Raw genomic sequence first — 14245 nt, 5'->3', positions numbered from 1 at the left:
ATAAAGAGCGTGCAAAGATAATAAAAGTTATTAAAAATCAACTGTTAATATCATCTTCGTTTTTTAGATTGTATTTTTAATACGTTTGAAGTCAGTTCATCATATTCCTTTCTAGCATTAAAAATATCTGCAGCCATATGTACAGCAGCAGTAAAACTACTAGCACTTGCTTCATTTTTTCCTGCTATGTCAAAACCAGTTCCATGATCTGGACTGGTGCGCACATGACTTAATCCTGCTGTGTAATTAACACCTTCACCAAAGCTTAATGTTTTAAATGGAACTAAACCTTGGTCATGATAGCTTGCCAAAATAGCGTCAAATTGTTCGTGACGTTTCTGACCAAAAAAAGAGTCGGCTGCGTAAGGGCCAAATATCAAAGTACCATCATTGCGTAATTCCTCTAAAACAGGTATTAGCTGTTTTTGATCATCATCTCCTATAACGCCATTATCTCCTACATGTGGATTAATTCCTAGAACTGCAATTTTTGGTTTGGAAATTTTAAAGTCTCGTTTTAATGACTCTTTTATTGTTCCTATTTTGGTTTTAATACTTTTAGCCGTAATGTTTGACGGAACATCTTTTACAGGAACATGGTCGGTAAGCAAACCTACCTTTAATTTATCCGAAACCATAAACATTAAGCTTTCTCCTGATAGTTCCTGATTCAAATAGTCCGTATGTCCCGGGAATTTAAACTCTTCACTTTGAATGGACTCTTTATTAATAGGCGCCGTTATAAGTACGTCAATATTCCCTGACTTAAGCGCCTTGGTTGCTTCTTGAAGACTTTTAACCGCGATTTCTCCTGCTTTTTTATCTACTTTTCCCCAATCAACATGAAAAGGCTCCTTAAAAAGACGCATAACATTAATTTTACCCGGCACGACATCTTCCAAAGACTTTATCCCTTGAAACTTTGTGTTGATTTTAAAAACTTTTGCGTAGTAGGAAAACAATTTTGTACTACCAAAAATTATAGGCGTGTACATTTCTAGCATTCTATTATCTTCAAAAGCTTTAAGAATAATTTCACCACCTATTCCGTTAGGATCTCCTATTGATATACCTACTTTGATATTGTCAGTTTTTACCATGTATTGCGCTATTTAAGCCGTATTTTTGAAAAAGTAAAATTAAGGTTTTTTCACAAGTTATGTTTACAGGAATTATTGAACAAACTGCACGTGTAGTTGAAATAAAAAAAGAAGGGTCTAATATTCATTTTACATTACAGTCGGATATTACAAGTGAATTTAAAATTGATCAAAGCATAGCACATAATGGAGTGTGTCTCACTATTGTTGATCTGAATGAAGACTTATATACAGTTACTGCAATCGACGAAACACTTAAAAAAACCAATTTAGGCGAACTTAAAGTTGGCAACACCGTAAATATTGAACGCGCCATGCTTATGAATGCCCGTTTAGACGGACATATTGTTCAAGGACACGTGGACCAGACTGGAACCTGTATAAATGTAGAGGAACAAGATGGGTCATGGATATTCACTTTCAGATACGACTCTGCTTTGAATAATGTGACTATTGAAAAGGGAAGTATTTGTATTAATGGCGTAAGTCTCACTGTAGTAAACTCAAAAATCAATGAGTTTTCCGTCGCTATAATACCTTATACATATGAACACACTGGTTTTCAGGAGATGAAATCAGGTGATATCGTAAATCTAGAGTTTGACGTTATAGGAAAATATGTAAAACGTTTAATGGAATTACAAAATAATTAAAAGCTTTTTAAGCTTTTGTAATTCTTCTTCTTTGTAAAACGGAGTAAATTCCTATAGCAAGTGCAGCAGCAATAAGTATTAGAATACCACTATCAACTGGAACTACATCACCAACAGGTGGCGGTGGCCCCATAGGAGGCGGCGGTGGCGGTGGCGTAGGTCCACCAGTACCTGTACCAAGTATTAATAATAACAAGAATTGCATAGGGGCATTTTCTTTAAGTTGCGAATATATTTATTTATCAATCTTCTCCAAAAAAAGAGCTGTAAACTTAATGTCAATTTAAACAAATTTACCGTTTATCGATTTTTTAATGTTTATTATCTATAATATTCGCTATGATTAAGTTTTAAATTTACACTACAATCTATATCAAAAAAAATGCCTCACTATATTAATGAGGCACTTTTATTAGTAATATAAAAACAGCTTCTTACATTTTTGAAGCAAGTATTAAAGCATTATAAAGGTTTGCCATTCTACCCGATTTAGTAATCTCTTTAAACGGCTTTGTTGTCTCTCTATTTCTACTTAAAGTCATGTTTGCGTTTGTAGTCAATCCACTTTCCATAATAACTTGCTTCACTTGACCTGCACTCAATTTAGGAAAATAACTTCTCACTACGGCAGCAACTCCTGCCACTGCTGGAGAAGCCATAGACGTACCTTGCGCAAATCTATACTCACTATTTGGAGCAGTTGAATAGATTTTCACTCCAGGACCAAAAACATCTACACTAGATTTACCGTAATTAGAAAAACCAGCAATCATATTAGCTCCATATTCCGGACCCATAGCTCCTACAGTTAAAAAGTTATCAGATATTTCTTCTCCTACTCCTTGTTGGTCTTGAGGATATACTTGAGTAAAATCTGTGTCAATACCTTCATTTCCAGCAGCATTTACAATAAGAACATCCTTACTAGCAGCATATTTAATTGCTTCCCATACCCATTCTGGATTAGGAGAATGGTATTTACCAAAACTTGTATTAATCACTTTAGCACCATTATCCGCAGCATATCGTATCGCCTTAGCAATATCTTTATCGTATTCGTCAGCGGTAGATACAGCTCTTAGAACCATTATCTCTACATTTTCAGCCACTCCATTAACACCTAATCCATTATTACGCTCTGCAGCAATTATCCCAGCAACGTGTGTTCCATGAAAAGCATCTTCTTTCTTTGGATCTGGACCACTATACTCATTATTTCCATAGACAGGAGTGTCCCATACATAAGGATCATCACCTAGGATATCTTTTCTATAATTTGTCTTTAACTTAGATCCGTTTAACAAATCTGTTTGATCGTTAATAAGCTCGGTAATAGTGTCTATTGCATCTTTGTTAGACTCTAAACCTTGAGAGAACAAGAACATCATCAATTGCTTGCCTTGTTGTACAGCTTGATCTTCAGATTCAACGGTTTTTAAATCCTCTGATTTGTATACGTCTTTTCCAGTCGCTTTTTTCAACAACGGATCAACTTGATTTATTTGCTGAAGGATTTGTTCATAACGACCCTTTGCAACTTGAGCTTGCTCTAGTTTTTCGTCGTACTCTTTTTGAGCTTTAGCCACTAGATCTGCAGGTAGCTTATCCTTATCACGAACAATACGTTCATATTCTAAATTTTCATCAACAATATCTCCTAAAAAGTTCCATCCATGAACATCGTCGATATAACCATTGTTATCGTCATCAATTCCATTATTTGGGATTTCATCATCATTTACCCAAATAACATCATCTAGATCCTCGTGTTCAACATCAATACCACTATCAATAACTGCGACTACAACAGTTTTACCTTTTTTTCCTTTTAGGATTTCATTATAAGCTCTATTAACACTCATTCCAGGAATAGTATCCTGTTGAAGATCGTAGTCCTTCCAATTTTTCTCTTGCTCTTCAGTAAGGGCAGTTGTCTTAATAGGAGTAGTATCAATATTTTCAATAGGTGGTGATACTATATCAAATCCACTACCACAGCTAGCTAGCATACCAGCAACGGCTGTTACCACAAGGGTATTTTTAAATGTAAACTTCATATTCTAATTATTAAAAAAGTCATTAAATGTATAAACTTGGTCCAATCGCACACCTTTATCGGTGTGTTTAACCGTAATAATCTCATTAAAAGGATCGTGTTCTAAAATGAGGTAGTACTTCTCAGTGGCTGCCTTTTGTAAAAACCTCTCTTTTTCATCAAGAGTCAGTAAAGGCCTTGTGTCATATCCCATAACATATGGCAGGGGCAAATGTCCTGCGGTAGGCAATAAGTCGGCCATAAAAACAAATGTTTTACTATCATACTCAATATGCGGTATCATCATTTTTTCTGTATGACCATCAACAAACAAAATGTCAAAATCCATTTCATTTGCTTTCTCAAAAGTTTGATTTTGTTTTACAAACTCTAATTGACCACTTTCTTGAATCGGGATAATATTTTCTTTTAAAAATGAGGCCTTTTCTCTAGCGTTAGGTTCAATTGCCCATTGCCAGTGTGATTCGTTGGTATAAACACGGGCATTTTTAAAAGCAGGTTCATATCCATCGTGATTACCAGCTTTTTTTATAACGCCACCACAATGATCAAAATGTAGGTGTGTCAAAAAAACATCGGTAATATCATCTCTATTAAAACCTAGATTTTTTAGACTGGAATCTAAGTCAAATCTATGGTCCATGTAATAGTATCCAAAGAATTTTTCCGATTGCTTAGTACCCATTCCGGTATCAATTAAAGTCAACCGATCACCATTTTCAATTAACAAACATCTCGCCGCCATGTCGATCATGTTGTTTGAATCGGCTGGATTTGTGCGTTGCCATAAAGATTTAGGCACTACACCAAACATAGCACCGCCATCTAATTTAAAATTCCCAGATTCTACCTTATGTATTTTCATTGCTGCAAAATACAAAATAGGCATTGGTAATCAGTGGTCATTTATCAGTTTTTTAATAGCTAATTATGCATCATGAATCTATGTTAAAATCAATAGCGGTATATCATAATTGCACGTTAAGAATGTGGTAATTACGCTTTCGCGAAAGCGGAACCTCAACATCTATTTAAAAAAGGTCGTAAATTGGCCCTAAAATCTATCCAAATATGCTAGAACTAGCAGGAATTATAATTTTAGGTATACTAGCGCAATGGGTCGCATGGCGTTTTAAAATACCCGCAATTTTACCCCTTATCATCATTGGACTGTTAGTAGGTCCCATCGCAACCATTTATACGGAAGATCACACGAAACTCATTCACCCCATTTGGAATGGTGATAACGGACTGTTTCCTGGAGAAAGTTTATTCTATTTTGTCTCATTAGCAATTAGTATAATTCTTTTTGAAGGTGGTTTAACCCTGAAACGAGCCGAAATTCTAAATACTGGTCCTGTTATTGGAAAACTAATATCTGTGGCTGTAATAATTACGTTTATAGGTGCTGGTGTTGCTGCTCACTATATCTTTGACTTGAGCTGGGAAATTTCACTTTTATTCAGTGCGTTGATTATTGTTACTGGTCCTACCGTTATCTCTCCTATTTTACGAAACATTCCATTGAAAAAAGATATAAGTTCTATTCTTAAATGGGAAGGAATACTCATTGATCCTATAGGAGCTCTATTTGCCGTATTGGTATTTGAATTTATAAGCACCGGATCTGGCGGGAAATTTACCATAGTGGCACTTGAAGAGTTTGGTAAGATTGTGTTGTTCGGATTTGCTTTTGGTTTTTCTTTTGCTCATGCGCTTGCCTTTGCTATCAAGAAAAAATTTATTCCACATTACTTGCTTAATGTAGTGACTCTAGCTGCTGTATTGGGCGTCTTTGTTTTGAGCGATACCTTTGCCAAAGAATCTGGTTTACTTGCCGTGGTAGTTATGGGAATGGTGATGGGTAACATTAATTTACCCAATATTAAGGAACTCCTTTACTTCAAAGAATCCCTAAGTGTTTTATTAATCTCCATCTTATTCATTTTGCTAGCAGCAAATATTAACATGGAAGATCTATACTTAATCTATACATGGAAAACTGCAGTGCTTTTTGCCATAGTTGTACTTTTAATAAGACCATTGGGTGTGTTTGCGAGTTCTGTCAACAGCGGACTTAAAATAAATGAAAAACTCTTCATATCATGGGTAGGTCCTCGTGGTATCGTGGCAGCTGGTATTGCATCTTTATTTGGATCAAAATTAGTTTCTCAAGGTATTGAAGGGGCAGAGTATATTACACCTCTCGTTTTTATGATCGTATTAGGAACTGTACTTCTTAATGCTACCACGGCACGTGCCTTTGCAAAAATTGTAGGAGTTTTTCTTAAGAAATCTAATGGAATCATGATAATAGGAGCCAGTAAGTTCTCAAGACTTGTGGCTGACTACTTAAAAAAACACGAACGTGCGGTTGTGCTAGTTGACAGTAATGCTAATAATGTAAGACTGGCTAAGGAAAAAGGTCTAGACGCTGTCATCGCTGATGTATATAGTGACGCTCTTACAGATGATGTTGAATTTAATAACATTGGATTTTTGCTAGCTCTCACTGGAAACTCTCAAATTAATGAGTATGCGGTTGAAAGGTTCGGTAATCAATTTGGAGAGAACGGCACCTTTAGATTGGTACATGCCAATGAAATAAACAATCCTAATCAAAATCCTGAGGAAGGTTTATTCTCTCCTACCGACGATTTTATCAATATTAATGAAGTAGCTAGATATCACGGTCACATAAGAGAAATTGAATTAAAATCTCAAGAACATTTTAATGCTCTTCTAGAAATAACAAAAACCGACTCTAATATCATTCCATTATTTATACGCAAAGGAAAGGCAATAGATGTTATACCATCACTTAATCAAGATCTTGAAATAGATGAAGGATCCTTGCTGGTATATCTAGGTAAAGAAATAGTAGAAACTACCACCGGTGAAGTACTACTTGAAGAAAATTAATAAAAAAACAGCGCCCAATTGGTCGCTGTTTTAATTTATAAAGCATATTGAATTAATCATTCAACTTCAATACCGCCATAAACGCCTGTTGTGGAATTTCTACATTACCTACCTGGCGCATACGCTTTTTACCTTTCTTTTGTTTTTCTAGTAACTTACGCTTACGAGAAATATCACCACCGTAACATTTTGCCGTCACATCTTTACGCAACGCTTTGATAGTTTCACGAGCAATAATTTTGGCTCCTATGGCTGCTTGTACCGGTATATCAAATTGCTGTCTAGGGATTAACTCTCTTAATTTTTCAACCATCTTTTTACCGATAGTATAAGCATTATCAAAATGCACAAGCGCACTAAGAGCATCCACTGTTTGAGCATTTAACAGAATATCTACTCGCACAAGTTTTGACTCTTTCATACCAATAGGCGCATAATCAAAACTAGCATAACCTTTACTTACTGTTTTTAATCTATCGTAGAAATCAAAAACAATTTCTGCCAACGGCATGTCAAAAACTAGTTCCACACGCTCTTGAGTAAGGTAGGTTTGATTTTTTACTTGACCACGTTTTTCAATACACAATGACATTACATTACCCACAAAGTCAGATTTTGTAATAATCGTAGCTTTAATAAATGGCTCTTCTACTCGATTAAGTGTTGATGGTTCAGGTAAATCACTAGGATTATTAACGATTACAATGTCGTTAGGATTTTTGTTAGTGTAAGCGTGATAGGATACGTTAGGTACCGTAGTGATCACCGTCATATCAAACTCACGTTCTAATCTTTCTTGTATAATCTCTAGATGTAACATTCCCAAGAATCCACATCTAAAACCAAATCCTAATGCAGCACTACTTTCAGCTTGAAATACAAGCGAGGCATCATTAAGCTGTAATTTTTCCATACTAGCTCTCAAATCCTCGTAATCTTCAGTGTCTACAGGATATATACCTGCAAAAACCATAGGCTTAACATCTTCAAAACCTTCAATTGCATTCTTAGTCGGATTATCATGATCAGTTATAGTATCACCTACTTTAACTTCCTTTGCCTCTTTAATACCTGTAATCAAGTAACCTACATCACCACAGCTTATTTCTTTCTTAGGTTCTTGTTTCAATTTAAGAGTTCCAATCTCATCGGCATAGTAGCTTTCACCGGTTGCAACAAACTTAATATGTTGACCTTTTTTAATACTACCATTTATAACTCTAAAGATGGTTTCTACACCTCTAAATTGATTATATTGAGAATCAAAAATCAATGCCTGCAACGGCTCATCGGGATTACCTACAGGAGCTGGTACACGCTCAACGATAGCGTCTAGAATCTCTTGGATTCCTATTCCTGTTTTGGCGCTTGCCGGTATTACCTCTTCTGGGGCACAACCCAACAAGTCTACAATATCGTCGGTTACTTCTTCTGGATTTGCACTAGGTAAATCAACTTTATTAAGCACAGGTATGATTTCGAGATCGTTTTCTAATGCTAGATAAAGGTTAGAGATCGTTTGTGCCTGAATACTTTGTGCGGCATCAACTACCAACAAAGCACCTTCACAAGCAGCAATAGATCTAGAAACTTCATAGGAAAAATCTACGTGACCAGGAGTATCTATCAGATTAAGAATATATTGCTCGCCATCTGGAGCTGTATAATTCATCTGTATCGCGTGAGATTTAATGGTAATACCACGCTCACGCTCTAGATCCATATTGTCTAATAGCTGTGCTTGAGCCTCACGCTTTGTAACAGTTTGAGTAGCATCTAACAGCCTGTCTGCCAGTGTACTTTTACCGTGGTCAATATGCGCAATAATGCAAAAATTACGTATGTTCTTCATAGTCGTTTCAATCGAGATGCAAATATAGTCGAATTTAAAGTCGGTATTTTCCTATCCCTTTTTTATTTTAGTGGTCTAAATTCCAACTCAAAAGCCTCATGAATAGATTTTTCCCTTACCTATTCTTCCTTGTTTCTTTTAGTTCGTTTGCACAGCACGAGCTTACAGCAAGACTCATCGATGAAAAGAATGAATCCCTACCCTATCTAAATAGTATTCTTTACAAAATGCCAGACAGTACGTTTTATCAAGGTACAAGCAGTGACGATCTGGGCAAAGTCCTTTTTAAGAACATAGAAGATGGTGAATATACGATGGTGGTTACAGGTGTAGGTTATGTTACGCTTTCGCGAAAGCTTACCATTAACAGCAATCAAAATCTAGGTGACCTTATAGTCCAAGAGCAAATTGAATCCATGGATGCGGTCACTGTCACAGCCAAAAGACCTACTGTAACTAAGAAAGCGGATAGGCTCATTTTTAATGTAGAGAATACCAGTCTGAGTAATACTGATGCATTGACCATATTACGCAGTTCGCCTGGTGTTTTTAAACAAAACAACACTTATATAGTTAAAGGACAGGCCGCTCAAATTTATATTAATAATAAAAGAGTATACCTAACCGATGATGAGCTCAATCAATTACTAGCTGGCTACAGTGGTGATAATGTCAAAAATGTAGAGGTCATTACCAATCCACCGGCAAGTTACGATGCCGAAGGTGGAACAGTCATCAATATTAACACTAGTAAAGGAATCTCATTAGGTTACAAGGGTAATGTGATGGGTAGTTATACTATCGACGAGCTTGCCAAATACAAAATAGGTACTTCACATTTTTATAAAAATAATTGGGTAAATATATATGCCAACTACAGTTACAACCCAAGAGAAGATCTTTATATAGAAGAAAACGAAATCGGCTTTTTTAATGCTGATGGTACTAGATCGCAACGCTGGTTCACTGATTATAATAATGTGAATGAAAGTGATGCTCACAGCCTGAATACTGTTATAGATTTTAGCTTAAGCAGTAAAAGCTACCTAAGTGTTTCTGGAAATATTAACGTTAACAACAATCAAGATGGTGATGCTTTTACACGCACATTAATTCTTCAAGAAGGTGATACCGATTTTTCAGGCTTAGAAACTAACGGTCTCAATGAACGAGACGCAACAACTGGTTTTGTGAATGCCGACTACAACTATTATGCAGATAACGGGAATGTCCTTAGGCTTTATGGAAATCATGTATTTACCAATAAAGACAACTATCAGGATGTTTTTACAAGATTTTTTGACACTCAAAATAATACCACTGGAAGTAATAGTTTTTTGTCGGACATAGATCTTGATGTGGCTATTTACACAGCTGGGATAGACTATCAATTCGCATTAGGTGAATACCAATTAAGCACTGGAGCTAAGTATAATCAAATTGATTCACAAACCGTACAGGATTTCTTTGATTCAAATGGAACTTCACCGATTATTGTTCCTGCTAACTCGGATAACTATGCCTATGATGAAAAAATCATTGCTTTCTACGGACAAATGGAACGCAATTGGGAAAAGTGGTTTCTGACCGCTGGACTAAGAGCTGAGCAAACTGATATTACAGGTGATTCAAGAAGTCTAGGAATAGTGAATACTCAAAACTATCTTTCATTGTTTCCTACGGCATCATTAGGACATTCGCTTGATGAAAGCAACACACTTACTTTAAGTTACAAAAGAAGCATTGAAAGACCACGTTATGAGAGTCTAAATCCCTATAGGATTTTTGTAAATGAAACCAATTTTAATTCTGGTAATCCCAATTTAATGCCATCATTCAACAATAAATATAGTGTTGCATGGAATCATAATGACACCTGGTTTTTTGACGCTTATTATTTGTATTCAAAGGACTTACTTTCTATTCTACCTTTTCAAAATAATAATGCAAACAGTTTAAATTTTCAAAATGCTAATTTGAACTACGAGCTACAATATAGTCTAGATATTGAAACCTTTCAATACCCAACTGATTCATGGTTGCTTGCACTTTCTGCTAGTTTCTTTTATTTAGAAAACGAATTTGTTGCAGTACAGTCCGGCGGTGTAGACCAAAAGCAGGACGTGACAGGAGTTTATCTCTCTAGCTTTAGTAGATTTAGTCTTTCAGAGGATCGTACCTGGTCTTTGGATGCCGAGCTAAATTATGTAAATGATATCTTATTTGGTTCGTTTAGAATGCAAAATATGATCGTGAGTAACTTTGCCATAAACAAATCGTTATGGAATCGTAGAGCAAATCTTAGGATTGCATATAATGATGTTTTTAGAGGTCAAAACAGATTAATGGAGTCTATTTATCGTAATCAAGATGTAGGCGTTACTTATTTACCAGAGACTAACACCTTTAGTGTCGCATTCACTTACAATTTTGGAAATTATGGTCTAAGAAACAATGAAGTAGAAGAACCTGAAGAGAAAGAACGCACACAACAACAATCTCTAGGACTTTAATCCAGTTTTTTAATCAAGGCTTTCTTTATAAACCATTGCTCATAAATAAAAAGCATCATAGACCAACAGCTTCTTAAAAAAGAGTAATTAAGGTGGTAGCGATATACAGCATAGTTATATTTAATCAGACTACTTTTTCGTGAACTCAACCCATTGCCTGCTCTATAACTTGCAATGGGTTTTTCTATACCGATAGCAGTACCCGATAGTTTAATCACATCCAACCACATGGCCCAATCTTGTCTTTTACGTAATGAAGACACAGCAACCTTTCCTATTTTATGGGTATCGTAAATTCCTGTCAAATTCCCTACATAGTTTGCTCGGAGTAACTTTTTATAAGTTAGTGAATTGAAAACCTTTTGAAGGTATTTAGGCTCACTCGCATTTTCTGTGAATATCTCATAAGCACCATAGGACATCGCCGTTTGTGACAGTCTCATTTGTTCGATTTGCAAGGAGAGTTTATAGGGTTTCCAAAGATCATCGGCGTCTAAAAAGGCAATATATCTACCCTTTGCTAGCTCGACTGCCCGATTACGAGTAAAACCAGCTCCTTTGTTTTCTTTATTTTCTTGAATTATAAAACTTATTCCTTGAGAAGAATTTTTTGTAGAATACGCTTTCGCGAAAGCGTGACTATCATCAACACTGCAGTCGTCAACAATTATTAATTCAATAGGCCGGTAGTCTTGATTTAAAACGCTATCTAGGGTTTCTCCTAATGTATCCTGGTTGTTGTAAGTTGGTATTATAACACTTACTAAATCCATTAATATGCCTTTTCCTCACCTTTAAACACGTTGGTGATTGTTTTAATTATAATCTTGATGTCCAAATTAATATTCCAGTTCTCAATGTAGTAAATATCATTGCGCACGCGACCTTTAATATCGTCTTCTGTTTCTACCTCGCCGCGATATCCACTTACCTGTGCTAGTCCTGTTATTCCTGGTTTCACAAAATGACGCACCATGAATTTATCGATACGTTCGGCATACATGTGTGTGTGACTAACCATATGAGGTCTAGGACCTACCACACTCATGGAGCCTAGTAACACATTAAAAAATTGAGGTAATTCGTCAATGCTGGTTTTCCTTAAAAACCTACCAATTTTGGTTATTCGTTGATCGCCACGTGTTACTTGTTCCAGGTGTGCCTTGTTGTTAGGAACCATGGATCTAAACTTAAAACACGTGAACTCTTTATAGTCCAAACCGTTACGCTTTTGCACAAAAAAGACAGGTCCCTTGGATTCTAGTTTGATAATCAAAGCTATCAAAGGTGTTAACCATGACATTAAAAAAACAATAACAAATAAAGAAAAAAGAATGTCAAAGGCTCGTTTTATAAATTGATTACCAAAATCATCTAAAGGTATTTGACGTAGGGATATTATTGGTGTACGACCGTAGTACTCATAATGTAATTGCCTAGAAAGAGGCATATCAGTATCGGGTATGAATTTAAGTGTCCTTAAATTATTGTCAACAAATTCAGTAAGATCAATAAGATCTTCATTTTTAAGTTCTCTAACCGAACAAAAGATTTCGTCTATTTGATTGTCTAAAACATATTCTTGAAATTCCTGCATGGAAAACTCGCTAGAACTAGTGTCAATAATATTTTGAGTGCGATAACCGTAATCCTTGTGCTTATTAAAAAAACTTGATAACTGCTTGGTATCCTTGTTGACTCCTAGTAGTACTACATTTCTAAAATTACCGCCTAAAACCGACCTATAATGTTTTAAAATATAGAACAAACTTATTTTTATTATCGAGATTGTTCCCATGGTCCACAGTAGGTATTTGGAAACAATCATAGTATTATTATTTATCTCATAATAAAAGCCAAAGAAGGCAAATACCATAAATGCAAAAACTACGGCTTGTTTAACCAGTCTTCCTAAAAGGGTTATTATATCAGTATTGCGTTGAGTTTTATAAAAATCAAACTGCATGGATACTAGCACCCAGCAAATACCAATAAAAATTCCATAGGTAAGCACGTCAAAGGAGCTCGCAAAAAAATGTGAAGCAAATATGACGATCAAACTTAAATCAATGAGATACGATAATGGCCTTATAAACCCAGAATACCGTTGATCTCTATAAGTGATTTTATCTTCGGTTATGTTGTGTAAAGTCTTTGTGCTCACGTTTATCTAATTCTTCTGGAGATAACGTTTTAAAATACTCAAAAGTACGTCGCATCCCTTCTTCTCTTGAAACTTGTGGTTCCCAGTTTAAAATTTCTTTGGCAAGTGAAATATCAGGTTTACGCTTCATAGGATCATCTTGTGGTAAGTCCTTATAAATCACCTTTTGATCAGTACCTGTTAATTTAATTATTTCTTGTGCAAAATCACTTATCGATATTTCATTGGGATTACCAATGTTTACTGGCATGGGATAGTCACTCATTAATAACCTAAAAATACCTTCTACCTGATCATCTACATAACAAAAAGACCTGGTTTGTGATCCATCTCCAAAAACAGTGAGATCCTCACCACGCAGCGCTTGCCCCATAAAAGCAGGAATTACCCTACCATCATTAAGTCTCATACGAGGTCCGTAGGTATTAAAAATGCGTACAATTCTAGTTTCTAAACCATGGAACCTGTGATAAGCCATCGTTATAGACTCTTGAAATCTCTTTGCTTCATCATATACACCACGAGGACCTATTGTGTTTACGTTACCATAATAATCTTCTGCTTGTGGATGAACAAGAGGATCACCGTAAACCTCGCTAGTACTAGCGATAAGCAACCTGGCTTTTTTATTTTTGGCTAGACCAAGTAAGTTGTGAGTTCCTAGCGAACCTACCTTTAAGGTTTGTATAGGGATTTTAAGATAATCTATAGGACTAGCTGGGCTCGCAAAATGCAGAATATAATCTAAATCTCCTGCAACATGGACGTACTTTGAAACATCATGGTGAAAAAATTCAAATTGTTCTAGTGGAAATAAATGCTCTATATTTTTAAGATCTCCTGTAATCAGGTTATCCATTCCAATAACATGAAAGCCTTCTTTTATAAATCTATCACATAGATGAGACCCTAAAAATCCCGCTGCTCCTGTTATAAGTACGCGCTTTTTCATAGATGAGGTTGTAGAAGCAAATATAAGTAATTA

11 protein-coding genes are annotated in these 14245 nt (G+C 35.7%); 3 read left to right on the top strand and 8 right to left on the bottom strand.

The annotated features are described in order from the left end of the window. Positions 1–50 precede the first annotated feature (50 nt). Complete coding sequence (pdxA, locus tag HCN53_RS10020) at positions 51–1100, bottom strand: 4-hydroxythreonine-4-phosphate dehydrogenase PdxA (protein ID WP_167342856.1); 1050 nt, start codon at positions 1098–1100, stop codon at positions 51–53. A 59-nt stretch (positions 1101–1159) separates the two neighbouring features. Here pdxA and HCN53_RS10015 point away from each other — a divergent pair, with 59 nt between their 5' ends. Continuing rightward, a complete protein-coding gene (locus HCN53_RS10015) occupies positions 1160–1753 on the top strand; it encodes a riboflavin synthase (protein ID WP_167342855.1) in 594 nt (197 codons plus the stop codon). Between the two features lie 7 nt (positions 1754–1760). Here HCN53_RS10015 and HCN53_RS10010 read toward each other — a convergent pair whose 3' ends face one another. The 3 genes from HCN53_RS10010 to HCN53_RS10000 all read right to left on the bottom strand — a co-directional run bounded on the left by HCN53_RS10010 (position 1761) and on the right by HCN53_RS10000 (position 4674). Continuing rightward, positions 1761–1958, bottom strand: coding sequence for a PID-CTERM protein-sorting domain-containing protein (locus tag HCN53_RS10010; RefSeq protein WP_167342854.1), 198 nt, complete (start codon positions 1956–1958; stop codon positions 1761–1763). A 229-nt stretch (positions 1959–2187) separates the two neighbouring features. Further along, complete coding sequence (locus HCN53_RS10005; protein WP_167342853.1) at positions 2188–3810, bottom strand: S8 family peptidase; 1623 nt, start codon at positions 3808–3810, stop codon at positions 2188–2190. Between the two features lie 3 nt (positions 3811–3813). Then, a complete protein-coding gene (locus HCN53_RS10000) occupies positions 3814–4674 on the bottom strand; it encodes an MBL fold metallo-hydrolase (protein ID WP_105017753.1) in 861 nt (286 codons plus the stop codon). A gap of 206 nt (positions 4675–4880) precedes the next feature. Here HCN53_RS10000 and HCN53_RS09995 point away from each other — a divergent pair, with 206 nt between their 5' ends. Further along, complete coding sequence (locus HCN53_RS09995; RefSeq protein ID WP_105017754.1) at positions 4881–6731, top strand: cation:proton antiporter; 1851 nt, start codon at positions 4881–4883, stop codon at positions 6729–6731. Between the two features lie 52 nt (positions 6732–6783). On the opposite strand, the gene lepA is transcribed toward HCN53_RS09995, so the two are convergent. Further along, positions 6784–8583, bottom strand: coding sequence for a translation elongation factor 4 (gene lepA / locus HCN53_RS09990; protein ID WP_105017755.1), 1800 nt, complete (start codon positions 8581–8583; stop codon positions 6784–6786). A 98-nt stretch (positions 8584–8681) separates the two neighbouring features. Between lepA and HCN53_RS09985 the strand changes: the two genes are divergently transcribed. Then, a complete protein-coding gene (locus HCN53_RS09985) occupies positions 8682–11096 on the top strand; it encodes an outer membrane beta-barrel family protein (RefSeq protein ID WP_167342852.1) in 2415 nt (804 codons plus the stop codon). On the opposite strand, the gene HCN53_RS09980 is transcribed toward HCN53_RS09985, so the two are convergent. Genes HCN53_RS09980 through HCN53_RS09970 form a run of 3 tightly spaced genes read right to left on the bottom strand, consistent with a single transcriptional unit; the run spans position 11093 to position 14212 of the window. After that, positions 11093–11869 (bottom strand): glycosyltransferase family 2 protein, encoded by a 777-nt coding sequence (locus HCN53_RS09980; protein ID WP_167342851.1) that lies wholly within the window; start codon positions 11867–11869, stop codon positions 11093–11095. The two genes, HCN53_RS09985 and HCN53_RS09980, sit on opposite strands and share 4 nt — an antisense overlap. Continuing rightward, a complete protein-coding gene (locus tag HCN53_RS09975) occupies positions 11869–13260 on the bottom strand; it encodes an undecaprenyl-phosphate glucose phosphotransferase (RefSeq protein ID WP_105017758.1) in 1392 nt (463 codons plus the stop codon). Before HCN53_RS09975 ends, HCN53_RS09980 begins: the two co-directional genes overlap by 1 nt. Continuing rightward, positions 13223–14212, bottom strand: coding sequence for a UDP-glucuronic acid decarboxylase family protein (locus HCN53_RS09970; protein ID WP_060523391.1), 990 nt, complete (start codon positions 14210–14212; stop codon positions 13223–13225). The genes HCN53_RS09975 and HCN53_RS09970 overlap by 38 nt, the downstream gene beginning before the upstream one ends. Positions 14213–14245: the final 33 nt, after the last annotated feature.

Source organism: Nonlabens sp. SY33080, from assembly GCF_011784885.1.
Taxonomy (GTDB): Bacteria; Bacteroidota; Bacteroidia; order Flavobacteriales; family Flavobacteriaceae; genus Nonlabens; species Nonlabens tegetincola.
Note: the sequence above shows the minus strand (reverse complement) of the source record. Positions and strands in the feature narration are given on the sequence as shown.